The sequence below is a fragment of the Allobosea sp. 05T422_2 genome (assembly GCF_056396265.1).
Window position 1 is genome coordinate 1 of the sequence record NZ_JBFTLD010000077.1, and the last position, 24,700, is coordinate 24,700.

22 protein-coding genes and 1 other RNA gene are annotated in these 24,700 nt (G+C 64.9%); 11 read left to right on the forward strand and 12 right to left on the reverse strand.

All coding sequences use genetic code 11. The features are described 5' to 3' along the window. Positions 1-29: 29 nt before the first annotated feature. Together AC1DJT_RS15380 and AC1DJT_RS15385 are read right to left on the reverse strand one after the other, a co-directional pair. Positions 30-476 carry a GNAT family N-acetyltransferase gene (locus AC1DJT_RS15380; RefSeq protein ID WP_476834360.1) on the reverse strand — a complete coding sequence of 149 codons (447 nt, stop codon included), beginning with the start codon at positions 474-476 and terminating at the stop codon, positions 30-32. A gap of 122 nt (positions 477-598) precedes the next feature. Continuing rightward, a complete protein-coding gene (locus AC1DJT_RS15385) occupies positions 599-2,974 on the reverse strand; it encodes an ATP-dependent helicase (RefSeq protein WP_476831776.1) in 2,376 nt (791 codons plus the stop codon). Positions 2,975-3,092: 118 nt separating this feature from the next. Between AC1DJT_RS15385 and AC1DJT_RS15390 the strand changes: the two genes are divergently transcribed. Then, positions 3,093-4,748 (forward strand): acyl-CoA dehydrogenase family protein, encoded by a 1,656-nt coding sequence (locus AC1DJT_RS15390; RefSeq protein ID WP_476834361.1) that lies wholly within the window; start codon positions 3,093-3,095, stop codon positions 4,746-4,748. Positions 4,749-4,804: 56 nt separating this feature from the next. On the opposite strand, the gene msrB is transcribed toward AC1DJT_RS15390, so the two are convergent. Further along, positions 4,805-5,245 (reverse strand): peptide-methionine (R)-S-oxide reductase MsrB, encoded by a 441-nt coding sequence (gene msrB / locus AC1DJT_RS15395; protein ID WP_476834362.1) that lies wholly within the window; start codon positions 5,243-5,245, stop codon positions 4,805-4,807. A 161-nt stretch (positions 5,246-5,406) separates the two neighbouring features. Between msrB and AC1DJT_RS15400 the strand changes: the two genes are divergently transcribed. The 3 genes from AC1DJT_RS15400 to AC1DJT_RS15410 are packed head-to-tail and all read left to right on the forward strand — an operon-like array spanning position 5,407 to position 8,169. Further along, positions 5,407-6,657, forward strand: coding sequence for a BtaA family protein (locus AC1DJT_RS15400; protein ID WP_476834363.1), 1,251 nt, complete (start codon positions 5,407-5,409; stop codon positions 6,655-6,657). Further along, the gene (locus tag AC1DJT_RS15405; RefSeq protein WP_476834364.1) at positions 6,654-7,322 is read left to right on the forward strand and encodes a class I SAM-dependent methyltransferase; all 669 of its coding nucleotides are present in this window, start codon (positions 6,654-6,656) and stop codon (positions 7,320-7,322) included. Before AC1DJT_RS15400 ends, AC1DJT_RS15405 begins: the two co-directional genes overlap by 4 nt. A 46-nt stretch (positions 7,323-7,368) precedes the next feature. After that, positions 7,369-8,169 (forward strand): potassium channel family protein, encoded by an 801-nt coding sequence (locus AC1DJT_RS15410; RefSeq protein ID WP_441489288.1) that lies wholly within the window; start codon positions 7,369-7,371, stop codon positions 8,167-8,169. Here AC1DJT_RS15410 and AC1DJT_RS15415 read toward each other — a convergent pair whose 3' ends face one another. After that, a complete protein-coding gene (locus AC1DJT_RS15415; protein WP_441505349.1) occupies positions 8,170-8,451 on the reverse strand; it encodes a DUF427 domain-containing protein in 282 nt (93 codons plus the stop codon). Positions 8,452-8,543: 92 nt separating this feature from the next. After that, positions 8,544-9,104: a thioesterase family protein gene (locus AC1DJT_RS15420; RefSeq protein WP_441489286.1), complete on the reverse strand. Its 561-nt coding sequence runs from the start codon at positions 9,102-9,104 to the stop codon at positions 8,544-8,546. Positions 9,105-9,353: 249 nt separating this feature from the next. Between AC1DJT_RS15420 and AC1DJT_RS15425 the strand changes: the two genes are divergently transcribed. Both AC1DJT_RS15425 and AC1DJT_RS15430 read left to right on the forward strand, forming a co-directional pair. Further along, positions 9,354-10,787, forward strand: a complete 1,434-nt coding sequence (locus AC1DJT_RS15425; RefSeq protein ID WP_441505350.1) for an FAD-binding oxidoreductase — start codon at positions 9,354-9,356, stop codon at positions 10,785-10,787. Positions 10,788-10,893: 106 nt separating this feature from the next. Then, positions 10,894-14,490 (forward strand): AsmA family protein, encoded by a 3,597-nt coding sequence (locus AC1DJT_RS15430; protein WP_476834365.1) that lies wholly within the window; start codon positions 10,894-10,896, stop codon positions 14,488-14,490. A gap of 113 nt (positions 14,491-14,603) precedes the next feature. Here AC1DJT_RS15430 and AC1DJT_RS15435 read toward each other — a convergent pair whose 3' ends face one another. The 6 genes from AC1DJT_RS15435 to AC1DJT_RS15460 all read right to left on the reverse strand — a co-directional run bounded on the left by AC1DJT_RS15435 (position 14,604) and on the right by AC1DJT_RS15460 (position 17,832). Next, positions 14,604-14,828 carry a ribbon-helix-helix domain-containing protein gene (locus tag AC1DJT_RS15435; protein ID WP_069879848.1) on the reverse strand — a complete coding sequence of 75 codons (225 nt, stop codon included), beginning with the start codon at positions 14,826-14,828 and terminating at the stop codon, positions 14,604-14,606. Then, the gene (locus AC1DJT_RS15440; RefSeq protein ID WP_441505352.1) at positions 14,825-15,031 is read right to left on the reverse strand and encodes a DUF4169 family protein; all 207 of its coding nucleotides are present in this window, start codon (positions 15,029-15,031) and stop codon (positions 14,825-14,827) included. The genes AC1DJT_RS15435 and AC1DJT_RS15440 overlap by 4 nt, the downstream gene beginning before the upstream one ends. A 15-nt stretch (positions 15,032-15,046) precedes the next feature. After that, complete coding sequence (fumC, locus tag AC1DJT_RS15445; protein WP_441476769.1) at positions 15,047-16,441, reverse strand: class II fumarate hydratase; 1,395 nt, start codon at positions 16,439-16,441, stop codon at positions 15,047-15,049. A gap of 9 nt (positions 16,442-16,450) precedes the next feature. Further along, positions 16,451-17,065 (reverse strand): SspB family protein, encoded by a 615-nt coding sequence (locus AC1DJT_RS15450; protein ID WP_441505353.1) that lies wholly within the window; start codon positions 17,063-17,065, stop codon positions 16,451-16,453. A 62-nt stretch (positions 17,066-17,127) separates the two neighbouring features. After that, positions 17,128-17,490, reverse strand: a transfer-messenger RNA (tmRNA) gene (gene ssrA, locus AC1DJT_RS15455). Positions 17,491-17,526: 36 nt separating this feature from the next. Continuing rightward, entirely contained in the window at positions 17,527-17,832 is a 306-nt protein-coding gene (locus tag AC1DJT_RS15460) for a PepSY domain-containing protein (protein WP_476834366.1), read from the reverse strand. Between the two features lie 411 nt (positions 17,833-18,243). Between AC1DJT_RS15460 and thyA the strand changes: the two genes are divergently transcribed. The 5 genes from thyA to AC1DJT_RS15485 all read left to right on the forward strand — a co-directional run bounded on the left by thyA (position 18,244) and on the right by AC1DJT_RS15485 (position 24,180). After that, positions 18,244-19,143, forward strand: a complete 900-nt coding sequence (gene thyA, locus AC1DJT_RS15465) for a thymidylate synthase (RefSeq protein ID WP_441505375.1) — start codon at positions 18,244-18,246, stop codon at positions 19,141-19,143. Between the two features lie 447 nt (positions 19,144-19,590). Further along, positions 19,591-20,439, forward strand: a complete 849-nt coding sequence (locus tag AC1DJT_RS15470; protein WP_441505355.1) for a universal stress protein — start codon at positions 19,591-19,593, stop codon at positions 20,437-20,439. A gap of 124 nt (positions 20,440-20,563) precedes the next feature. Further along, complete coding sequence (locus AC1DJT_RS15475) at positions 20,564-22,159, forward strand: MBL fold metallo-hydrolase RNA specificity domain-containing protein (RefSeq protein WP_476834367.1); 1,596 nt, start codon at positions 20,564-20,566, stop codon at positions 22,157-22,159. A 277-nt stretch (positions 22,160-22,436) separates the two neighbouring features. Beyond that, a complete protein-coding gene (locus tag AC1DJT_RS15480; RefSeq protein WP_476770152.1) occupies positions 22,437-23,174 on the forward strand; it encodes a CBS domain-containing protein in 738 nt (245 codons plus the stop codon). A 22-nt stretch (positions 23,175-23,196) separates the two neighbouring features. Continuing rightward, positions 23,197-24,180, forward strand: a complete 984-nt coding sequence (locus tag AC1DJT_RS15485; protein WP_476834368.1) for a zinc-dependent alcohol dehydrogenase family protein — start codon at positions 23,197-23,199, stop codon at positions 24,178-24,180. 106 nt (positions 24,181-24,286) lie between these two features. Here AC1DJT_RS15485 and AC1DJT_RS15490 read toward each other — a convergent pair. Continuing rightward, on the reverse strand, positions 24,287-24,700 hold a 414-nt coding region (locus AC1DJT_RS15490), incomplete at its 5' end, for a cation transporting ATPase C-terminal domain-containing protein (RefSeq protein WP_476834369.1).

The following is a 24,700-nucleotide window of genomic DNA, read 5'->3' on the forward strand; positions in this document are numbered from 1 at the left end:
GGGCGGGATAGCAGGGGCGGGGGCGGATGTCATGCGCCGTCGGCAGGGGCGGCGAGGTCCTTGGTCATGAAATAGCGGGTCGCTCCGGGCGGTTCGAGCGCGATCTCACCGAAGACGCACCAGCCAAAGCGCTTGTAGAAGTCCGGCGCCTGGAAGCTGAGTGTGTACAGCACCGCCTTGCGGCAACCTCGGCGAAAACCCTYGGCCTCTGCCATCTGCAGAATGCGGGTGCCGAGGCCCGACCCGCGCTGGGTCTTGGGCACATAGAACAGGTCGATGAACAGCAGGCCGAGCGAGGTGCGACCGAGCAGGCCGCCAATCAGTTCATCACTCCTGCTGTCCTTGATGGTGATCGTCAGTGGCCTGTGGTCGCTGACGCCGCCCATCTCGACATTGTAGTCCCGCAGGCCCTGCGAGATCACCGCGTGGAGATCGGGATTGGCGGTGTCGGTCAGATTGACCGCGACGTCGGGCATCGTGCTGATCCTGCTGGCTTGGAGCCGGCATTCCTGCGGAACCGGCCTGGGGCAATCCGGGCCTGCATAACCGCTTCGGCGATGCTCTGCATCGGCGCGCCGGACATGACGGCTGCGCTTGCTCAGCCCGCCTTCTGCACGAACGAGTCCAGCACCATCTTCCGGCCCGCCTTGTCGAAATCGACGGTCAGCTTGTTACCGTCGACGCTCGCGACGGAGCCCGGGCCGAACTTGATATGGAAGACACGGGCGCCGGCATCGAAAGCGGAGCTGCCGGTCGATTTCGCCGTCAACTCGCCCTCGATCAGCACCGGGCCGCGCTGGCGGCCCGAGCCCGAGCCACCCTGGCCGAAACCGCGGCCGCTGTTGTCCGAGAAGCCTGAGCCGCCGCCGTTCCGCGCACGATTCTCCTGAGCGCGCTGCCAGCCTGGTGTCTGGTATGAGGAGCCGAAGCTTTCCATGCGGTCGAAGCGCGAGGCGCCGTAGCCGCCCTGGCTATAGGTACACGGCGCCTGCACGACCTCGACATGCTCCTCCGGCAACTCGTCGATGAAGCGGCTCGGCAGGCTCGATTGCCAGAGGCCGTGAATCCGACGGTTCGAGGCGAAGAGGAGCTTCAGGCGCTTGCGGGCCCGGGTCAGGCCGACATGGGCGAGGCGGCGCTCTTCTTCCAGCCCGGCGCGGCCGCTTTCGTCGAGCGCGCGCTGGTTCGGGAACAGGCCTTCCTCCCAGCCGGGCAGGAAGACAGTATCGAATTCGAGCCCCTTGGCCGCGTGCAGTGTCATGATGCTGACGCGCGCCCCGGCCTCGCCACCATCGGCATCCATCACCAGCGAGACGTGCTCAAGGAAGGCCGGCAGGTCTGGGAACTCGTCCAGAGAGCGCACCAGTTCCTTGAGGTTCTCGAGGCGGCCGGCGGCATCGGCCGAGCGATCCTTCTGCCACATCTCGGTATAGCCGGATTCCTCCAGCACCTGCTCGGCAAGCTCGCCCTGCTTCATGTGTTCGGCCTTGGTCGACCAGCGGGCAAAGGCCTCGACCAGTTCGCGCAGCGCGGTGCGGGCCTTCGGCTTCAGTTCCTCGGTCTCGACCACGGCACGGGCCGATTGCAGCAGCGACAGGCCGGTTGCCCGGGCGTGGTTGTGCAGAAGCTGGACCGTCGCGTCGCCCAGCCCGCGCTTCGGCACATTGACGATGCGCTCGAAGGCGAGATCATCGGTCTGGCTCACCACGCAGCGCAGATAGGCCATGGCGTCGCGGATTTCGGCCCGCTCATAGAAGCGTGGGCCGCCGATGACGCGATAGGGCACGCCGACATGGACGAAGCGCTCCTCGATCTCGCGCATCTGGGCGGAGATGCGGACGAGGATGGCGACCTCGGCAAGGTTTTCGCCCTTGCTCTGCATCGCCTCGATCTCGTCGCTGATCAGGCGGGCTTCCTCCTGGCTGTCCCAGGCGCCGGTGATCGTGACCTTCTCCCCGGCTTCGTCCTCAGTGCGCAATGTCTTGCCGAGCCGGCCTTCGTTGCGGGCAATCAGTTTTGAGGCGGTGGCGAGGATATGCCCGGTCGAGCGGTAGTTCCGTTCCAGCCTGACCACGACCGCGCCGGGAAAATCGTGCTCGAAGCGCAGGATGTTGTCGACCTCGGCGCCGCGCCAGCCATAGATCGACTGGTCGTCGTCGCCGACGCAGGCGATGTTGCGCCGGCCCTGCGCCAGCAGGCGCAGCCAGAGATACTGGGCGGTGTTGGTGTCCTGATATTCGTCGACCAGGATGTAGCGGAAGCGCTCATGATAGGTCGCGAGCACATCGGCATGCTCCCGGAACAGCGTCAGGCAGTGCAGCAGCAGATCGCCGAAATCGACTGCGTTCAGCGTCTTCAGCCGCTCCTGATAGGCGGCATAAAGGGCGCCGCCCTTGCCTCCGGCGAAGACGCCGGCTTCACCCGGCGGCACGTCCTTGGGGGCAAGCCCGCGGTTCTTCCAGCTGTCGATGAAGCCCGCCAGCATGCGGCCGGGCCAGCGCTTCTCGTCGATCCCGGCGGCCGTGATGACCTGCTTCATAAGGCGAATCTGGTCGTCGGTATCGAGAATGGTGAAGTCCGAGCGCAGATCGAGGAGCTCGGCATGGCGGCGCAGGATCTTGGCCGAGATCGAGTGGAAGGTGCCGAGCCAGGGCATGCCTTCGGCCACGGGGCCGACGAGGCTTGCGATGCGCTCCTTCATCTCGCGCGCTGCCTTGTTGGTGAAGGTCACCGAGAGGATCTGGGACGGATAGGCGCGGTTGGTGGCGATCAGATGGGCGATGCGCGTGGTCAGCACACGGGTCTTGCCGGTGCCGGCGCCTGCCAGGACCAGAACAGGGCCATCCGTGGCCTCGACCGCTTGCCGCTGCTCCGGGTTGAGGCCTGCCAGATAGCCTGCCGCCGGCTGTGCGGCGGCGCGGGCGGCGAGGCCGCCGGGGCGGGGCAGAGGGGCGGACGTGGTGTGATCGGACAAGGCTTCAGGTCGCTTTGATCGTGATTCGTTCCAGAGGCAATATAGGCTGTCGCGCCGCAGATTGCTGGATAAGGCTGTTGGGCGTTGAATGCTCGCCCGATCGTCAGGACGCGCCGCGATGAATGTGGATATCGCCTCCCGCCATTCCACCCATGAAGTGACGAACCAGGTTCCCATACTGTGCGATTACGACGCCTTCGCGGCTGATCCCGTGTTGCAGGCGGCGGCCACCGCCTTCGATGCAGGCTGGKCCTCGGAGCGCCTGCACGCGGCAGGGCGCATTGTCGGCTCGGCGCAGGTGCAGGACCTGGCGCGACTGGCGAACAGGTTCCCGCCCGAACTCAGGACGCATGACCGGTTCGGCAACCGCATCGACCAGATCGAGTTCCATCCGGCCTGGCACGAATTGATGGGGCTTGCGATCGAGCAGGAGACCCATTCGCTCGCATGGAACAGGCCGGGCCCGGGCGCACAGGTGGCGCGTGCTGCGCTCTCCTATCTCTGGAGTCAGGGCGAAAGCGGCATCTGCTGCCCGATCAGCATGACCTATGCCGCGATCCCGGTCCTGAGGCAGGAACCCGACCTCTGGAGCAAGTGGGGCGCCCTGGTCAGCTCCAACCGCTATGACCGCCGCCAGACGACCGCCTCCGCCAAGACAGGGGCGACCGTCGGCACGGCAATGACCGAGAAGCAGGGAGGCTCTGACCTGCGCCAGACCCAGACCATCGCCGAGGACAATGGCGACGGGACATGGTCCCTGACCGGGCACAAGTGGTTCTTCTCGGTGCCGCATTCCGACCTGTTCCTGACCTTGGCCCGAACCGCCGAGGGCATTTCCTGCTTCGTCGTGCCGGGCTGGCTGCCGGACGGCTCGCGCAACGGCGTGGCGATCCAGCGGCTCAAGGACAAATGCGGCAATCGCTCGAATGCCTCGTCCGAGGTCGAATTCCGCGGTGCGATCGGCCAGATGATCGGCGAGCCAGGCCGGGGCCTGCGCACCGGCCTGGCGATGAACCAGGGCTCCCGGCTGGACATTGCGGCGGCGTCGGCCGGGCAGATGCGGCTCGCCGTTTCGCTGGCGGCGCATCACGCGGCCCATCGGCGCGCCTTCCAGCGCGGGCTGATCGATCAGCCGATCATGCAGAACGTGCTGGCCGATCTTGCGATCGAGGCCGAGGCTGCAGCCTGGCTCGCCTTTCGGCTGTTTGCGGCGCTCGACCGTCAGGAAACGAGCGAGAGCGACCGGTTGCTGGCGCGGATCGGCGCGCCGATTGCGAAATACTGGGTCTCGAAGCGCGCGCCGGCGGTGGTGGTCGAGGCGCTGGAATGCCATGGCGGCAACGGCTTTATCGAGGAAAACCCCATGGCCCGGCTCTATCGGGAGGCGCCGCTCAACAGCGTCTGGGAGGGCTCGGGCAACGTCATTTGTCTCGATGTGCTGCGCTCGCTGGAGCGAGAGCCGGGCTCTCTCGTGGCGCTGATCGAGGAGATGCGACGCGCGGCCGGCGCCGACAATCGCTTTGATGCGCATTTGAGCGCGCTGGAGTCGGAGATACCCACTTTGGTGCGAAGCGAAGGACAGGCGCGGCGGCTGGTCGAGCGGCTGGCGCTGGCGCTGCAGGCCTCGTTGCTGCTGCGCCACGCACCTCACATGGTCGCAGACGCCTTCATCGCGACGCGGCTCGAGGGGCGCTGGTCGGGCCATTTCGGCGATCTGCCGGCGTCCGTGGATGCTGCCGCGCTGGCGCATCGGGCCGTCCCGGCGGTGGAATAGCACTCACGCGTTTGCGCGGCCGCCCTCCCGAAGGGGAGCGCGGCCGGCCGACTGGCTCAGGCCTCGGCCGGAGCGAAATCCATCGCCACGCCATTGATGCAGTAGCGCAGTCCGGTCGGTGGCGGGCCGTCAGGGAAGACATGGCCGAGATGGCCGCCGCAGCGGGCGCAATGCACCTCGGTGCGCTGCATCATGTAGCTATTGTCCTCGCTGATACCGACCGCACCCTCCAGTGGCTGGTCGAAGCTCGGCCAGCCCGTGCCGCTCTCGAATTTCTTGCCGGACTGGAACAAGGGGTTGCCGCAACCGGCGCAGGTKAACCGCCCGGCGCGCTTCTCGAAATTCAAGGCGCAGGAGCCGGCGCGCTCGGTGCCATGCCCGCGCAGCACGTGGTACTGCTCCGGGGTCAGGCGGCGGCGCCACTCCTCGTCGGTCAACTGGAATTCGAACTCACCGGCTTCCCTGACCTTGCCGCCGAACAGTCCGGACAGTCCCATCGTCATTCTCCCGTTCAAAGGTTTCGGGCGGAATATGGGGATGATTGCGCTCCACGTCAGCCCGCCCTCACGGATAGCTGATCCGCAAGGCGCGTCACCCAACCGTCACGCGACTCCTCTAGTCGGCTCGCCATCACAACGGACCGCGCGAGGAACGAAGAATGCAGACGGCGCGTACGGTTCGGCGGGAAACCACAATGGGCCTGACCACGGCGGTGCATCGCAGCAAGCCGCTGTCGCGGGCGGGGATGTTGGAGCGCCTGTTCACCCTGGCCTTTTCCGGGCTCGTCTATCCGCAGATCTGGGAAGACCCGGTCGTCGACATGGAGGCACTGGACCTGCGCCCCGATGATCATGTCGTGGCAATCGCGTCCGGCTCCTGCAACATCCTGTCCTATCTCACCGCCAACCCGGCGAAGATCAGCGCTGTCGATCTGAATGGCGCCCATATCGCGCTCGGCAAGCTCAAGCTCGCCGCACTCGACAGCCTGGCAGGCCATGAGCAGTTCCTGCGCTTTTTCGGCGAGGCGCAATCGCAGGCGAATATCGCGCTCTATGACGCCGAGATCGCGCCACGCCTCGATGCCGTCTCTCGCAGCTACTGGGAAGGCCGCAGCCTGAGCGGGCGCCGGCGCATCCAGGTCTTTGCCCGCAATTTCTACCGGTACGGCCTGCTCGGCCGTTTCATCGGGGCTGGACATCTCCTTGGCCGTACGCTCGGCTGCGATCCGCGCGTGATGCTGCAGGCTCGCGACATGGCCGAGCAGCGCGCCCTGTTCGACAGGCATATCGCTCCCGTCTTCGACAAGCCCCTKGTGCGTTGGCTGGTGCGCCAGCCGGCCTCGCTCTATGGGCTGGGCATCCCGCCGGCCCAGTACAAGGCCCTCGCGGCTGACGGCGACGCCGGGATACGCGGCGTGCTCCGGCGCCGGCTTGAAAGGCTGGCCTGCGGCTTCGACCTGAAGTCGAACTATTTTGCCCGGCAGGCCTTTGGACGGGGCTATGCGACGGACGAGAACGCATCCTTGCCGCCCTATCTTGAAAGCCGGAATTTCGCGGCCGTTCGAGAGCGGGCGGGCCACGTCGCCTATCACCAGAGCGCGATCACGGCCTTTCTCGAGAGCCAGCCTGCGAAGAGCTGCGATGCCTATGTGCTGCTCGATGCTCAGGACTGGATGAATGATGCGGATCTCACGGCGCTCTGKACGCAGATCACGCGCACGGCGCGACCCGGCGCCCGCGTAATCTTCCGGACGGCTGCCGATGAGCGGCTGCTGCCGGGCCGGGTGCCGGCCTCGATTCTCGCGCAATGGCGCTATGAGGAAGCACGCAGCCGCGAGCTTGGAGCGCGCGATCGCTCGTCGATCTATGGCGCCTTCCATCTCCATGTGCTGCAGGGGGCGGTGGCATGAGCGCTGGCCGCGCCACGACCGAGGCCGCCGGSCTGATGGACCGGATGTATCGCCACCAGCGCCATATCTATGACGCCAGCCGCAAATTCTATCTGCTTGGCCGGGACCGGCTCATCGCCGAGCTCGATCCTGCGCCGGGCAGCGCGATCCTGGAAATCGGCTGCGGCACAGGGCGCAACCTGATCAAGCTCGCCCGGACCTATCCGGGCACGCAGTGCTACGGTCTCGACGTCTCGGCCKAGATGCTCGCGACGGCGGAGAGAAGCGTGGCACGATCGGGGCTCTCGGAGCGCATCCATCTGGCACAGGCAGACGCGACCTGCTTCGACGCGGCGGCCCTGTTCGGGCGCGATGGATTTGATCGCATCGTCATCTCCTATGCGCTCTCGATGATTCCCCCCTGGCGGGGCGTGATCGCTCAGGCGCTGCGGACGCTGACGGCAACCGGTTCACTGCATATCGTCGATTTCGGCGACCAGACCGGCTTGCCTGCGTCGTTCAGGGCCGTGCTGAATCGCTGGCTGACATTGTTTCACGTCACGCCAAGGCATGATCTGCCCGAGGCAATCGCCGAATTGTCGCGGATCGAGGGCGTCGAGAGCCGCACGACCCGGCTCCTTCGCGGCTACGCCATCCATGCCGTGGCAACGCGGCGGGCCGCCTGAGCAGCGGGTGCTGGACGCGCCATCCTTTGGCCTGTAACGCCATGGAATGGCCGAGGATACGACGTCTGTTCGCAGGGAAGGGCAGGTCGAAAGACTGCGGGACGGCCTGCGCCAGCTCTACCATGGCCGCTCTCCCGGGGCGATGCGCTTTCAGCTTGCGACAGCGGTCGTCGACCTGCTGATCATCGCCTTCTTCATCGCGACACCGCTGATCCGCGAACGGCCGCTCTTCTATTGGCTCGATTACTCCGTCGCCGTGATCATGGTCATCGAGATCGGCGCGCGAATGCTGGCCTCCTCGAAGATTCCGCGCTTGCTGCGCCGGCCGAGCATGCTGCTCGATCTCTTCATCCTGGCAACACTGCTCGCGCCGCAATGGCTGGAGAATTTCGGCTTCCTGCGCATCCTGCGGCTCTGGTCGCTGTCACAGCGTGGGCTGATCTGGGAACGGCTGCGCGCTGCGGGCTACCCCGAGTGGGAAAGCGCAGCACGGGCGGTGGTCAATATCGTGACCTTCCTGTTCGTGGTGACGGGCTTCATCTACACCTTCTTCTTTCGCGAGACGGCGGGCTTCGCGGGTTATGTCGACGCTTTCTATTTCACGGTCGCGACCGTGACGACGACGGGCTTCGGCGACATCACCTTGCCCGGCACCGCCGGCAAGCTGACCTCGATCGTGGTGATGATCGTCGGGATCTCGCTGTTCGTGCGTCTGGCGCAAGCGATCTTCCGGCCCAACAAGGTCACCTTTCCCTGCCCGCAATGCGCACTGCAGCGGCACGAGCCGGACGCCGTGCATTGCAAGGCCTGCGGGCATGTCCTGAAGATCCCCGATCACAACGACTGATCAGGAAATCTCCACACCCTTCCAGAAGGCGACGCGGTCCTTGATCTCGGCGGCAGCGGCCTTGGGCTCGGCATAATACCAGGCGGCGTCCCTGTTCTCAGCGCCTGCGACGACGATCGAATGGTAGTTGGCCGTGCCCTTCCACGGACAGATCGACGTCGTCTCGCTTGGTTTGAAGAATTCAGAGCGGATCGCGCTGCGTGGAAAGTAGTGGTTGCCTTCGACCACGACCGTGTTGTCGGATTTTGCCAGAACGGCGCCGTTCCAGGTTGCCTTGACCATCTCCGCCCCTTTCGGCCGTCGCTGATCGCCCAAGATGGGGCTGCGTCGGGCCCAGTGACAGGGGCAGGCAGCCTGCGCCGGCTCTGCCGCTCTCAGTGGCGCGTTTCGAGCTCGCGCTCGTCGTGCTGATCCTCGACCGTGATCGTCGTCTTCTTCGGCATGCCGATGATGCGCCCGATCGTGGCCGGCAGCGGCATGCGACAATGCGCCGCTTTCATCAGGGCGAGATTGGCCAGGATATCGGGCGGAAACGGCGAAACCTTGCGGGTCGCCATGTCGACATGCAGCGAGAGGTTTTCACTCGTCGCCGCGAGCCAGCCTTCGCTCGCATGCCGCATTTCGAGATAGTAGTGCAGGCGCTTTTCGTCGAAGGCGATCAGTTGTGCGGTGACCCGCACGAGGTCGTCCTCGGTCAATTCGCGCTTGTAGAGGATATGGCATTCGGCCGCGAAATAGGACGCGTTGCGCGTGTCGACATAGTCCTGGTTCAGGCCGACGAGCGAGAAGACCTCGTCGACGGCCCGATCGAACAGCACGTGATAATAGGCCATGTTGAGATGGCCGTTATAGTCGATCCAGGGCGTTTCGACCCGCATTGCGGACGATACGAAGGGGGAGAAGAACAGCGCCGGAGCGCGGATCTCGTCTTTCATGGCCGCCTCCCGCAGAGTTGTTGCGTGCGGCGGAACGGAACTCCACTGACACGCTACCATCGTCTTGAAGACGCCGCCGGACGAGCTATGCCCTGCCTRATGCACCGCCTCCCATGCGCCCGGCGATCTTGCCGCCGGCGGCGACACGCAGGACAAACCCGCCTGCTATCGCTACGGTCTGCCTCGTCAGATTCAACCGCTTCCGAAGCCGACCAGTTCCAAGTTAAGCGCCAAGCCCGGAAAAAGACAATGAGCCTTTTTGCAACTGCTTCTTATGCCGCCTCTGCCGCAACCCTGCCGCCGTCGCCGGCTGCGATCGAGGCGGTGACGCGGGCGCTCGCCGCCCGATTCGGCAACAGGCTGGTGACGAGCCTGGCGGTACGGGAGCAGCACGGCCACACGCTGACCTGGATTCCGAACCAGCCGCCGGATGCGGTCGTCTATCCGCAGAGCACCGAAGAGGTGTCGGAGATCGTCAAGCTCTGTGCGAGCCACGGCGTCCCCGTGATCGCATTCGGCACGGGCACCTCGCTCGAAGGCCATGTCAACGCGCCGTTCGGTGGCGTCTGCGTCGATCTCAGCCAGATGAAGCGCATCATTGCCGTTCATGCCGAGGATCTCGATTGCGTCGTCGAAGCCGGCGTGACCCGCAAGGAACTCAACGAGCATCTGCGCGACCAGGGGCTGTTTTTCCCGATCGACCCCGGCGCGGATGCGTCCATCGGCGGCATGGCGGCGACACGCGCCTCGGGCACGAATGCGGTGCGCTACGGCACGATGAAGGACAATGTCCTTTCTCTGACCGCGGTGATGGCCGACGGCTCGGTCGTGAAGACGTCCAGCCGCGCGCGGAAGACCTCCGCCGGCTATGATCTGACCCGCCTGCTCGTCGGCTCGGAGGGCACGCTCGGGATTATCACCGAGGTCACGCTCAAGCTGCACGGCATCCCGGAGGCGATTTCGGCCGGCGTCTGCCCGTTTCCTTCGGTGAAGGCAGCCTGCGACGCGACCATCGTGACGATCCAGTCCGGTCTGCCGGTCGCGCGCATCGAACTGCTCGATGATGTGATGATCCGTGGCGTGAACCTGCATTCCAAGCTCGGCTTGCCGGAGACGACGATGCTCTTCGTCGAGTTCCACGGCACGGAGGCCGGCGTGAAGGAGCAGGCGGAGCGCTTCGGCGAGATTGCCGCCGATTTCGGCGGTGGACCGTTCGACTGGGCGACCAAGGCCGAGGACCGGTCGAAGCTTTGGCAGGCTCGCCACGACGCTTATTGGGCTGCTCGCGCCTTGCGGCCGGGCGTTGAATCGGTCGCGACCGATGTCTGCGTGCCGATCTCCCAGCTTGCCGAATGCGTCGAGGAAACCAAGCGTGACATCGAGGCCAGCGGTCTGATCGCCCCGATCGCCGGCCATGTCGGAGACGGCAATTTCCATACCCAGCCACTCGTCGACCTCGCCGATGAGGACGAGATGGAGCGCTGCCGCGGTTTCATCGACCGGCTGGTGAAGCGCGCCCTCGCCATGGGCGGCACCTGCACAGGCGAGCATGGCGTTGGTCAGAAGAAGATCAAGTATCTCGAGATCGAGCACGGCCCGGCGACACTGGATGTGATGCGCCTGCTCAAGCGCTCGCTCGACCCGCAGAACATCCTCAATCCAGGCAAAATCCTGGTCTTGTGACATCCAGACAGCTTGCGCGGCGGTATCGGGAACTGGAATGTCGTGATCTCGCCGCGAGTTGGCGGCAAGATCGCATAACCGCCGACAAGAGGGATGATGCTAAAAGGTGCGTGAGACCCTGACCGTTCTGGCCGGTCTCCTGGTGCTGGCATTGCTGGCCGCGTTGATCGGACCGGGCTTTGTCGATTGGCGACTGTATCGACCGCAGATCGAGGAGCGCCTCAGCGCTACGCTCGGCGCGGAGACGCGCGTTGCCGGCGGCATCGGCCTGAGATTGCTGCCGTCGCCGCGGCTGACCCTGGCCGATGTCCGCATCGGCGATCAAGGTGGACAGGCGAGCCACGCGACGATCGAGCATCTCACCGTCGAGCTTGCATTGACCGCGCTTGCGCGTGGTGAGTTCCGTTTCTCCGACGCTGATGTCGAAGGCGCGACGCTCTCGCTTGTTGCCAATGATGCAGGCGCGGTGCTGCTGCCGCATCCGATTGGTGCGGGCCTGMCTGTGCAGACCAGCCTCGACCATTTCAGCGTGCGCCGCTCGGCGCTAATCTGGCGGGAGGCGGGCAAGGACCCCGTCACAGTGTCGCCGATCGCTGCGGAACTCACCGCGGTCAGCCTTGCCGGCCCATGGCGCATGGAGGGCGAGGTCGGCGGCTCCTCGTTGCGCCTCGCGACAGGAACGATCGAGCCGGATGGTCGCCTGCGCGCCAAGGCCACCGTGACGGGGGAGGAGGGCCAGCTCAGCTTTGACGGCGCCTTCCTGTTGCCGACCGAGAAGGGCGGCGTCACACCAGGACTGGACGGTCTGTTCACGGCTGCGCCGGGTGGAGCCGTCAGCCTTTCGGGGCGGGTGAGCGGCGGCAGTCACCTGTTCGAGTTGAGCGGGCTTACGGTCGATCTTGCCGGCGGCGTTGCCCGGCTGGAGGGCGAGGGGCAGTTCCTGCCCATGCAAGGCACAGGCTCGGTTGCCTTGCGGGCGCGGCGCGTGGATGGCGACGCGCTGGCCACGGCACTTGGCGAACGCGTTGGCTTTGCGCGGGCCCTGCGCGGGCTTCCCGGCGCGCTCGATCTCAGCCTCGATCTCGATCAATTCGCGTGGCGCGGCGAGGATTTTTCGGCTGTCGCCCTGCGTGGGCGGCTGAACGAGGTCGGGTTGGCCAATGCATCGGCCTCGCTGCGCGTCGCAGGCGCCCTGGTCGGTGCAACGGGCGCAGTCGACGCCACAGGATTTCGTGGCAAGCTCAACCTCAAGGCGGATGACGCGCGCCGCGTCGGGCTGGCGCTGGCGCGGGCCGGGCTCGATCCAGCCCTCTCCGACCTGATTGCAGATCTGAGGCAGATCGATGCGGAAGCGGTTGGCGATTGGAGCTCGGAACAGCTGCGCTTCGAGCACCTGACCATCGCCGGGGCTTCCGGCGTCAGGCTGGACGGATCCGGAGAGATTGCCGCGGATCGGCTGGCGGCAAAGCTCGCGGTGCAGGGGCTCGATCTCAATACCCTGCCAGCGGGCGGGAGTTTCGCCGGGTTGATCGGGACGCGCGACCTGGCGCTCGACCTGTCGCTGAGCGGAGCCCGTTTTCGCAATGCGCCGCCCGGTTCCGCCCAGCTTGCTCTCGCACGCGAGGGCAGCAACTGGCGGCTCAGCCGGCTTGCCGTCGACGGGTTCGGCGGAGTTTCAGTCAACGGCGCCGGTGCGCTGCTGCCGGAAGGGGGCGAAATCTCCGGTCGCATTCGTGCGCCACGCTTCGAGGCGCTTGCAGCCCTTGCCGGGCCGCTTCTGCCGGAGGCGCTCCGTCAAGCGCTCGGGCGCGCCGGGGACGGGCTCTCACGGCTGGATTCAAGCTACCGCCTGACGCGCACGGTGGCCGGCGACACGGCCCTGCTGCTGGAAGGCGGCGCGCAAGCCGGAACGCTGGCCCTGAATGCGCGGTTGGACCGGAGCGGGACATGGACCGGAGCCAATCTGCGCTTTGATCTTGCCGATCGTCGACAGCTCTTCGCCGCTCTCGGCCTGCCGGTACCGATGCAGGGTGGACCTGGCAGGCTCGTTCTCGACCGTCAGCAAGGGCGCCTCAGTGGCTCGCTGGCGKGGCCTGGATTGTCGATCRTGGTCGACGGCGAGGCGGGCGCCGATGTGCCGCGACTGACCGTGCAAGCGGATCGTCCCGGCCAGATCCTGCCGGAGGGGCTCGCGCGCGCCCTGCCCGATGCGGTGCTGGACGCGCATGGCATGGTTCGCTTCGCCAGCGACCAGATCGCGCTTGATGGTCTTGTCGCCAATCTTGGCGGAAGCAGTGCACGGGGGACGCTGGCCTTGCCGAGAGAGGGGCCAATCTCCGGCAAGCTCGCGCTGCCATATGTTGATCTGAGGAGCGTGATCGGCTCGTCCCTGGGAACCGCGGCGGCATCTCCGGGCAGCAACTGGTCGGCGGTCCGTTTCGGCATGGCCTCGGGCCTTGGCGAGATCAGCCTGTCGGTCGAAGCCAAATCCCTGCTCTTCAGTGATGATATCGCCCTGAACGATGCGGCTTTCTCCCTGCATGCCAGCCCCGGCGAAATCCAGATCGAGGCGCTCTCGGGAAGCTATGCCGGTGGTAAGGTCTCCGGGCGGCTTACGGCACGGCGTGAAGGCGGGCTTGCGCAGCTTTCCGGCCGGATCGCGCTGGCGCAGCTCGATCTCGCGATGCTCACCGGCAACGCACTTGCCGGGAAGCTGTCAGGTCAAGTGGAGGGCGGTGGTTCCGGAGAGAGCCCCGCGCGGCTGGTTGCGGGGTTGGGGGGAGCCGGTAGTTTCACCATCGCAGGCGCGAGTCTCACCCGGTTCGATCCCGGTGGCTATGCCCGCGTCATTGCCGGGACCGGAGAGGATGCATCCGAGAGCGAGACCAGCCGTTTGCAGACCCGGCTGGCGGATGCTCTTGACCGCGGCTCATGGCTTTTGGGTGATATTACGCTGCCCTTCACGCTCGCCGGTGGCCTCGTGCGGCTCGCCCCGTTGACGATCGAGCGCGGGGATCTCCAGGCCGAGGCAAGTGGAGTGATCGACCTCAGGGCGCTGACCGCCGATCTGAGGCTGGGGCTGCGCCCACTCGGCCCGTTGCCCAAGGGCTGGCCGATGGCGGCGCCGGCACTTGGCGTGGCGTGGCGCGGGCCGCTATCGGGACTGCGGCGCGAGACCGATGTCGGAGCTTTCGCGAATGCCGTGGCGGCGCGAGCGCTGGCCCGCGAGATGGAGCGGGTCGAAGCCTTCGAGGCGGATGCACGCGAGCGCGCAATGCATGCGCGCCGCCTGCGCGCCGAGCGTGAGATGCGTGAGAACGAACGCAAGCTTGCAGACTTCCTGAAAGCGGAGGAAGAACGCCGCCTTGCCGAGGAGAAGCGCGCCGAAGACGAGCGCCGTGCCGCGGAAGCGCGCGCCCTGGAAGAAGCCAGGCGCGCCCAGGAGGCGCAACGTCTCGAGGAGCAGCGCCGGGTGGAAGAGGCCAGGCGAGCAGACGAGGCGCGGCGCAGAGCGGAGATCGAGGCGCGCGCTGCGGCAACGCGTGCAGCTCAACCTCAGCATCCTGGCGGCCCGCTGATCCTGCCTGGCGCACCCCGCGAGAATTTTCCCGAGCAGATTTTGCGACCGGTGACACCGGCTCCATCGCTGGGACCGCCCCTGCAGATAGAGCCCGTGCCGCGTCCGCTCTCGCGGACTCCGTAGCCGGACTGACCGACGAGCTTCACGCCGTGATTCCAGTATTTTCCGGTTTGAAGCGGCGTGTCCATCAGCCTCGAAACTGAGCGGATCTGGCTCCTCAGGCGAGGCGATGCCCGTCAGCCGCGTCCCGCCAGGCGCTGGTAATGCGCCAGCACGTGCAGGCGCAGCGCGGAGGAGAGATTGGCCTCGCCGCGGCGGGAATCAACATCGGCGACGAGTGCGGCAAGCGTGCGGCGCTCCTGCCCGGCAATCTCCTTGAGTGCCGCCCAGAACGGCTCCTCGAGCGATACGCTGGTGCGGTGCCCGGCAATGGCGAGAGAATGTTTGCGCTCGCGGCTCACCCCGGGGTCTCGCCCTTGTCATCGGGTGAAAGCGCAAGCTTGTGACCGTCGAGTTCGTGGATGGCCTTATCGCGCCGCGCTTCAGTCAGGCTGCGCTCGGCTTTGCTCCGTCCGAAGTCGATACGGTTCTGGTCGGCCTTGGCTTCGGCCGCTACGCGCTGGCGCTGTTTGCGGGCGCGCCGGAGATTGATGATCTCTGCCATTCCGCCCGGCCTTGTTCAGGACGGGCCGAGCATGCGCTCGGGCCGCACCGTGCTGTCGAACAACTCGGCGTCGACACCGGCCCTCAAGGCTTCCTCGCGCAGGGTCGTGCCATTGTGATGGGCGGCCTTGGCGATGTTGGCAGCCTTGTCGTAGCCGATGGCCGGTGCAAGTGCTGTGACCAGCATCAGCGAGCGGGACAGCAACTCGGCGAGCCGGTCCTCATTGGCGACGATCCCTTCAATGCAGTGCACGCGGAAGCTGTCTGCGGCATCGGCGAGCAGCCTGACCGATTGCAGGAAGGCGGCAGCGATCACCGGCTTGAAGACGTTCAGTTCGAAATGGCCCTGGCTCGCGGCGAAGCCGATTGTCGCCTGGTTGCCGTGAACCTGTGTGGCCACCATGGTCAAGGCTTCGGCCTGGGTCGGATTGACCTTGCCGGGCATGATCGAGGAACCGGGCTCGTTCTCGGGCAGGCTGATCTCGCCGAGACCCGAGCGTGGGCCCGAGCCCATCAGGCGGATGTCATTGGCGATCTTGAACAGATCCATGGCAAGCGCGGCGAGCGCGCCATGGGCGGCGGTGAGCGCGCCATGGCTCGCCAACGCCTCGAACGCATTGGCGGCGGGGCGGAAGGGCAGGCCGGTGAGCCCCGCCATTTCCTTGGCAAAGAAGGCGGCGAAGTCGCGATGGGTGTTCAGGCCGGTGCCGACCGCCGTGCCGCCTTGGGCCAGCGCATGCAGCCCGCCGAGCGAGGCCTCGATCCGCCCGATGCCAAGATGGATCTGCGTGGCGTAGCCCGAGAATTCCTGGCCGAGCGTGACGGGCGTCGCGTCCTGGAGATGCGTCCGGCCGATCTTGATCAGCGAAGCGAAGCGCTGTGCCTTGTCCTGCAGTGCCTGTTCGAGCTTGCGCAGGGACGGAAGCAGCAGGCGCGAAATCTCGAGCGCCGCGGCAATATGCATCGCGGTCGGGAAGCTGTCATTCGACGACTGGCCACGGTTGACCTGATCGTTGGGATGAACCGGGCTCTTCGCGCCGAGGCCGGCGCCGAGGATCTCGTTGGCGCGGTTGGAGAGGACCTCGTTGACGTTCATGTTGGTCTGGGTGCCGGAGCCGGTCTGCCAGACGACAAGCGGGAAGTGGTCGTCGAAGCGACCGCCCAATGCTTCATCCGCCGCCTGGCCGATGGCGCCGGCGACACGCTGGTCGATCAACCCCAGCCGCGCATTGACGTGCGCGGCAGCCTTCTTGACCAGCACGAGAGCATGGATCAGCGGGAGCGGCATGCGTTCGCTCGGTCCGCCAATGCGGAAATTCTCGAGCGAGCGCTGGGTCTGAGCACCCCAGTAGCGATCTGCAGGAACGGCGATGGGGCCGAAGGAGTCAGTCTCTGTGCGGGTGTCCGGCATAGGCTCTGATCAGGTCTTCTTGCGGAAGGAATCGAGACTGACGACCTGCGCGCCGCCGCCTTCGTCACCATCCGCGCCCGCGTCGGCCTTCGCCGGGTCCGCTTCGTCGTCGGTGGCTGCCTTGTTCTTCGCAGTGGCACTTGCGGATTGTGGCTTTACCGGGAGCGCAAGCGGCGTTGGGGCGGCTACGCTGGGCTCGGACCCGGCTCCGCGTGGTGCCTTTCCGGCTCCCGCGGTCTGATCACTCGCCGAGGCTTCTTCAGGAGCCTCCTGGGTTTCGAACTTCAGGCCGAACTGGACCGAGGGATCGAAGAAGGTGGTGATCGAATCGAAGGGCACCAGCAGCCTTTCGGGCACGCCGGAGAACGAGAGACCGACCTCGAAGGCGTGGTCGCTGACGTTGAGGTCCCAGAACTGATGCTGGAGCACGACCGTCATCTCGTCCGGGTGCTTTTCGCGCAGTCGCTGCGAGAGGCGCACGCCAGGGGCCGTCGTGCGGAACGTGATGTAGAAATGGTGCTCACCCGGCAGGCCATCGCGGCTCGCCTCGGCCAGGATCTTCCGTACGACACCCTTCAGCGCGTCCTGCACCATGAGATCGTAGCGAAGAATATCCTGTACCATCGTATCGACTATCCGTGTCCGCTTCCGAGCAAGGCAGAAAGTCGCCGGCCCTCGCATAAAAAAGTGGAGGCTTCTGTTGCCAGGCGCCTCCGAGCCCCKCCTTACGCGGCTAAGCGCAAGGGCTTTGGTTTGGGAACCAGCACCGCTTACGCGGCGACAGCAACCCGAGCATTGTTGTCGTTGGCAACTATGCAATGGCCCGATAACGGCGGAACCATGCCGAGCAAAAGAACGACCTTTACACCCTCGTCGATCCTATTTCGCCCCCGCCGGAGCCCGTCTCGCGAATCGCGCACGGGCTCTGGTGGAGGCGCCGGGTACCGCCCCCGGGTCCGAAAGGCTTATTTCGACGTTCGTTTATCGCCATAGCCGCTCTTGCGAGTGGCAAACCGAATATAGGGACTCGGAGCGCGCGGGGAAAGAGAGCATCGTCACTCCATCCGAAGCAATTTCGCCGGCTCTCACCGGGACGGAATATCGAGATTTGGCTCATCCCGGATGATCCTGAGGACCTTGCCGTTACTGACGCTGACATCGATCGCGATCTCGGCGCCGTTACTGTCGACCCCGCCGAGCTCCCAGCGACCGCCATGGCGCTCGATATCCTCGATCCAGACCATGCCGTGATCGATAGCGATCTCGCGGGCTTCCGTAATCGAGATTTCACGGGTGCTCGGAGCGGGGGACGGCATGGTGTTGGCGGMCACGGCAGGGAAGGAGAGCAGGACGGCGACCGGCAGGAGCCACATTGCGCTGCGAATCGACATTTTGGTTCTCCCTAGCCTGAACAGAGGCAGGGAGCGGCTCAATCATGGCTTTGTTTCGGCTGGTCTGAGGCGCTTCCTTGCGGCTTATCGCATTGCCGTGAGCGCATGTGTGCACTGCAATGCGATGGCTCCAGACGATGCGATACCGTCTCCAGGATGTGCGATGCCGGAGAAGGCCCAGTGGGGAGGTTCGCACCACCGTTTGGAGGCGGCGGTGCATTGGAACGGGGCCGGCGAGTGAGGCCGCTGCCTGTGTATGCTGCACGGCGGCAAACCTGCCGATGCCTGGTGACCTCGAAGCCTGTCAGTATATATGTTGCACGCACGGATCGTGCCGCTAACACACATGTTCAGGGCCAACGAGCCTGGGAGTGGCAAGAGCTCCCGGACTCTTCGCGGAGGCGGCTAGTGATCAGAAGGCATCCAGAATTCCAGTATCTCGACCTGCTTTCCGACGTCCTGGAGCGCGGAGACGAGCGGTTGGACCGTACTGGTGTAGGCACTCGCTCGCTTTTTGGCGCCATGGTGCGATTCGATTTGTCGGATGGCAGTGCGCCTATCCTCACGACGAAACGCGTCTATTGGAAAACCGCGGTCAAGGAGATGCTCTGGTTCTTGACCGGGGGCACCAATATCCAACCTCTGCTTCGCGAGAACGTCCGAATCTGGACCGACTGGCCGCTTGCGCATTATCGCCGTGAGACAGGCGAGACCATCTCGCAGGACGCGTTCGAGCAGCGTGTTGTCGAGGACGACGCCTTTGCTGCTCGCTGGGGCGAACTTGGCCCTGTCTATGGCAAGCAATGGCGCCGCTGGCTGGGCGCCGACGGCCGCGAGCATGATCAGATCGCGGCACTGGTCGAGGCGCTGCGGACGAATCCAACGAGCCGCCGAATGCTCTTCCATGGATGGAACGTGCCGGAACTCGGTGCGATGGCGCTTCCGCCTTGCCACATGGTGTATCAGTACCACGTGACCTCGGATGGGCGGCTGAACTGCCTCTTGTTCCAGAGGTCGGTTGATCTGCTCCTCGGAGCTCCGTTCAACTTTGTCGGCGCCGCTGCACTGCAACTCATGCTGGCCCAGCAGGCGGACCTCCGTCCTGGCGAACTGATCTGGGTGGGTGGGGACGTCCATCTCTACCTTAATCACCTGGGGCAGGCCCGGGAGCAGGTTTCGCGTGAGCCCCGGCCATTTCCCACGATGCGGCTCACCCGACGGGCGGCGACGATAGACGAGTACCGCATCGACGATTTTGACGTCGAAAGCTACGCGCCTCACGCGGCGATCAAGGCCGACGTGGCGGTCTGAGCTCGATCGTTCTAGCCCAGCTGAGTTTTTCAGGAGCAGTGACCGCGACCTCTCCGGGGAGTTCGGGCCGCGCCGTCGACGTCGGTCGAGCGCTGAAATGAGGTTGTCCGACGAGAATTGATGCGGGTTGCGCATCAGGCGCAGGATATTCTTGCGTTAGATCAATTGGGCTGGCGTCAGCATCTGCAAGACTGCGCTCTCAATGGCATCCAAGAGGCACGGATATGCTTCGAAGGAACCGACGCATCCTTGGTCGCAATCGTCTCACTTCTAGCAAGTGCGAGATAGGCGGCAGCCCCCGGCTTTGCCTGCTGGAGCATTCCAGGAGACGCCTCGTAGGCTCGATCCATTCCAACTGCGCTGCAGTGCTGGCTAGCATGGATCCCCCCAATTCATCGGCGCGGGAGCCTGCCCCAGGCCAAGATACGATCTGCAGGAGATAGCCGCATGTCACCGGCAAGGGCGAAACCCAGCAGCATTAGCTATGTCAGCATCATGGCTCTGGTTTATCCCGGCCCAGACGCAGAAGGGCTCATTGGGCTCGCCGCATCGCTCGCCCACCGGTTTTCGAGCCGATTGATCGGCATCGCCGCTGAAGATTTTGTCCTCCCGTACTATGGCGACGGGGCGGTCGCAATGGACCCCATACTGGTCGAGAATGCCAAGAGGGCGGCAGCGGAGAACCTTATCGAGGCCGAGAAGGTTTTTCGCCGGGCCGCGGGGACGACGAGCAGGATCGAATGGCGTTCGACGGTCTGCCAGCCTCGTGGCTTCATCCTGGCGCAGTCACGTGCCGCCGACCTCGTGGTGCTGGGCCGACGTGCTCCCGGCGACGTGAGCGATAGCGGCATGGCGGTTGGGCCTGAAGAACTMATCATGGATCTTGGGCGCCCCGTTCTTCTCGTGCCACCCCGGTTCGAGTTTCTTTCAGCCAAGCGGATTGTGGTCGCCTGGAAGGGCACAAGGGAAGCCCGGCGCGCCATCTGGGACGCCCTGCCGCTCCTCAGGCAGGCCGAGGCGGTGAAAGTCGTTTCCGTTGGCGCGGACGCTGGCGAGCAGGGGGTGGAGGACGTCTGCCACTACCTGTCCGAGCACCATGTCTCGGCGCGTCCCGTGCTGCGGCAGGACGGTCTCGGCGATCCAGTCGACCAGATCACCGAACTCGCCCGGCAAGAAGGGGCCGATCTCATCGTTTCCGGGGCATATGGGCATAGCCGCATGCGCGAATGGATTTTGGGCGGTGTGACAAACGATCTGCTCAAGGCCGCGCCGACATGTTGCATGATGTCCCATTGAGGCCGGGAACTCCGGCGCAGGGATGCGTCGCGATGTCCCGCGGGCCACTTGGACTGGCTGCGCCCGCAGATTGCAGCACGCGACCGAGGTGTTTCAACTTGGGGTTCGTTCAGGAGCGGCAGCGATGCCCATACGACTCAGCTTCTTCGGTGCTGCGCAGTCCGTGACCGGCTCATGTTTCCTGCTGGAGACACTGGGAGCGCGCGTGCTGGTCGACTGCGGTATGTTCCAGGGGGCAAAGACCGAAAAGGAACTGAACTACCGCGCATTTCCATTCCGGGAGTCAGCGATCGATGCTGTTCTGTTGACTCATGCACATATCGACCACAGCGGGCTCATCCCGAAGCTCGTCAAGGGTGGCTTCGCAGGGCCTATCCTTGCCACCGCGGCGAGCATCGACCTCTGCGCCATCATGCTGCGGGATTCCGGTCACATTCAGGAAAATGAGGTCAGGCAGCTCAATCGGCGCAATGCGCGTCGGGGCCGTGATCGCGAGGTAGACCCCATTTACACCGCGGAGGATGCTGAGCGCAGTCTCATACAGTTCAAGGCTGTGACGTATCACGAGTGGGCGCTGGTTGCGCCCGGAGTGCGCGCGCGGTTTTGGAATGCGGGCCACCTGCTTGGTTCCGCGTCAGTCGAGGTCGAGCTCKAGGAGTTGGGGGGCGATACCCGCATGCGCATCCTGTTTTCAGGCGACATCGGCCCCCAGAACAAGCTGTTGCAGCCCAATCCGGAGGCGCCGCGGGATTTCGATTACCTCGTCTGCGAGTCAACCTATGGCGACCGCGACCGCATCGAGACGAACTCGGGCGGTCGACGCCTGCTGTTGCGAGATGAGGTGAGAGCAGCCGCGCGTCGCAATGGCGTACTTCTCGTTCCGTCCTTTGCGGTCGAGCGGACGCAGGAGCTTCTCGTCGATCTGGTCGGCCTGATGAAGGATGGCGAGATCCCGCCTACTCCCATCTATGTCGACTCTCCTCTCGCCACCAAGGCGAGCGGCGCCTTTCAACAGCACGCAAGCGAATTGGAGCACGGTGACGAGCTTGTTGCCGCACTTCAGGGCGGCAACGTACGGTTCACCGAGACCGTTGAGCAGAGCAAGGCTCTTGACCTGCGGCAAGGGTTTCATGTCATCATTGCAGCCAGCGGCATGTGCGAGGCTGGGCGGATTCGCCACCGGCTGAAGAACTGGCTCTGGCGCGAAGACGCAACCGTCCTGTTCGTCGGGTTTCAGGCACAAGGCACGCTCGGGCGGATCCTTCAGGATGGAGCGAGGCGCGTTCGCATTCAGGGCGAGGATATCGACGTGCGGGCGCGCATCCGCTCGCTCGACATGTATTCCGGCCATGCCGACGGTTCGGAACTGGAGGCCTGGGTTCGCGAACGTTTGCCGCTCCGACTGAACCTTTTTCTGGTTCATGGGGAGGAACCGGCCATAGCTGCCATGCGGATGCGGTTGAGCAGGTCGCTCCGGCCCGAGCAGATTTTGTCACCCCTGCTCGATGATACCTACGAACTGACTGCTAACGGCGCAGAACCTGTTGCGATCGGCCTCCCGCGGCGCATCTCTCCGGATCAAATTGGTCGGCTTGACTGGCACAACGAGCGCTCGCGCCTCCTGCTCGATATCGACGAGGCTATGGACAAGGCCGCAGACGAGCGTTCGCGCGGCGTGATGATCCGGCGTTTGCGAAGAGCACTTGCAGGCGAAGAATAGGTGTCGCCAAATGCCGCGACGGTCGATCTCAGGGACGCCTTGAAAGGACACGGCGAAGGGCCTTTTCTCCCCGCAGCGGTGAAACACACCCAGCGCCATGGGGGCTTTGCGCCGAACGGCTCTTGATTCGGATCAAGGCGGGACGGCAGGCCATGTTTCATACTGAACTTCGATGGCCAATCATTTTATAGATTGGATCGTGGTCGCGGTCGCGCGCGACAACGGTCTCGGGGCGCTTGGTCAACAGCCTGGAAGCGGCGCTCGACAGGAGATTCCCATGTTCGTCGAAGCGGTGATGACAACGCCGGTTATCAGCATCCGGCCCTCGACATCGGTCGCTGAGGCTGCCCGGCTCATGTTGGCTCACAGGATCAGTGGCCTGCCCGTCGTCGAGGGCGACGGGACGCTGGTCGGGATAGTGAGCGAAGGCGATTTCCTGCGCCGGAGTGAACTCGGGACCGAGCGCAAACGATCCTGGTGGCTCGAATTTCTCGTCAGCCCCGGAAAGGTGTCCGATGAATACGTCCATGCCCATGGCCGGAAGGTCGAAGAGGTCATGACGAATGGAGCCGTCACCATATCCAAGGGGGCTACGCTCGACGAGGTCGTCGAGATGATGAGTCGACGCAGCATCAAGCGCCTTCCCGTCGTGGACAACGGCAAGATCGTGGGTATCGTCGCTCGATCGGATCTCTTGCGCCCGATGGCCCGCGCGCTGTCGCCAGGCGATACGCAGGCGACGGACGACGAGCAGATCCGAGCTGCCATCCAGGCGGAGCTTTCCGGGCAGAGTTGGGGTGGGGGCGGGCTCATCCGCGTCCATGTCGATAAGGGCGCTGTCGAACTGACCGGGACGATCTTCGACGAACGCGCGCGACGCGCAGCGCACGTCGCTGCTGAAAACGTCGCCGGCGTCAAATCGGTGTCAGATCAACTCGCCTGGGTCGAGCCGATGTCAGGGGTCGTGGTCCTGCCAGAGGAGATCTCGCCAAATGAGATCTCGAAAGCCCGGTGACAGCTGCCAGGGATCTGGGCGGATGAGAGCCATGGTGCTGCATAGGATCGGCCAGCCCCTGTTTCTCGAGGAGCGGCCAGACCCGCTGCCAGGTCCCGGCGAGATCGGGGTGCGGATCGAAGCCTGCGCCGTCTGCCGTACCGACCTGCATATCGTCGATGGCGAACTCACCCCTCAGAGGCTGCCGATCGTTCCGGGGCACGAGATCGTCGGTATCGTGGAGACGGTCGGCGCGGGCGTTACAACACCAGCCGTTGGAACGCGGGTYGGGATCCCCTGGTTGGGGCACACCTGCGGCCATTGTCCCTATTGTGCTTCGGGGCGCGAAAACCTCTGCGACGCGCCGACATTTACCGGGCACACTCGCGATGGCGGCTTCGCGACCCATGTCGTGGCGGATTCGGCATTCGCCTTTCCACTCAATGGATTCGACGATCCGGTCGCCACCGCACCGCTGATGTGCGCCGGGCTGATCGGTTGGCGCTCGCTTCGGATTGCCGGGGAGGGACGCAGGATCGGCTTCTATGGCTTCGGCGCTGCTGCCCACATCCTGGTGCAGCTATGCTGCTGGCAGGGGCGCGACGTCTATGCCTTCACGCGCAACGGTGACGAGGCGGCGCAGACGCTTGCGCTTTCGCTGGGGGCGCGGTGGGCAGGGAGTTCCGGCTCGGCGCCACCCGAGCAACTGGATGCGGCGATCATCTTCGCTCCGATCGGCGATCTGGTGCCGGGCGCGCTGCGATCGGTGCGCAAGGGCGGCCGGGTTGTCTGCGCCGGTATCCACATGAGCGACATTCCGCAGTTTCCCTACAAGATTCTTTKGGAAGAGCGGCAACTGGTTTCGGTTGCCAATCTGACGCGGCAGGACGCGACGGAGTTTCTCGCCATCGCTCAGCAGGCCGATGTGAGGACGACGACAACGGCCTATCCACTCGACGGGGCGAATGTGGCTCTTGCCGACCTTCGGGCGGGACGGCTCCAGGGCGCCGCAGTACTGGTTCCCTGACCCTGTCACATGGGCTGGAACGTCCGGATACGAAGGGCGCGGTCGATCCTCTCAACTGCGAGCATCGCTCAAGCAAAGGTCGGTTTCTGGTATTCTACGCAATGCATTAGAGGGGCGACCGGCGCCGGCCAGGCTTGCCGCGGCGGTTCTCCATGGCGAGGGACTTCAGCCCTTCGGCTGCGGCAAGGTAAACGAGAGTAAGCCCGGCAACGGCGGCGAGGATGGGCAGAGGCAGCGCGACAAATCCGAAATAGCTGCCAAGCGGGCTCAGAGACAGGGCGAGCGCAATCGCGAGGGCGCCAAGCGACGTTGCTATGAGAACAGGATGAGGACTGCTTCGCCAGAGTGGTCGTGAGGTCCTGATGATGAAGATCACCAGGATCTGCGTCGCAATCGATTCAACGAACCAGGCTGTCCTGAACATCGCGATGTCCGCAGCGAAGACCCAAATCAGCATGGCAAATGTTGCGATGTCGAACAGCGATGAGAGCGGTCCCATGATGAGCGTGAAACGCAGGAC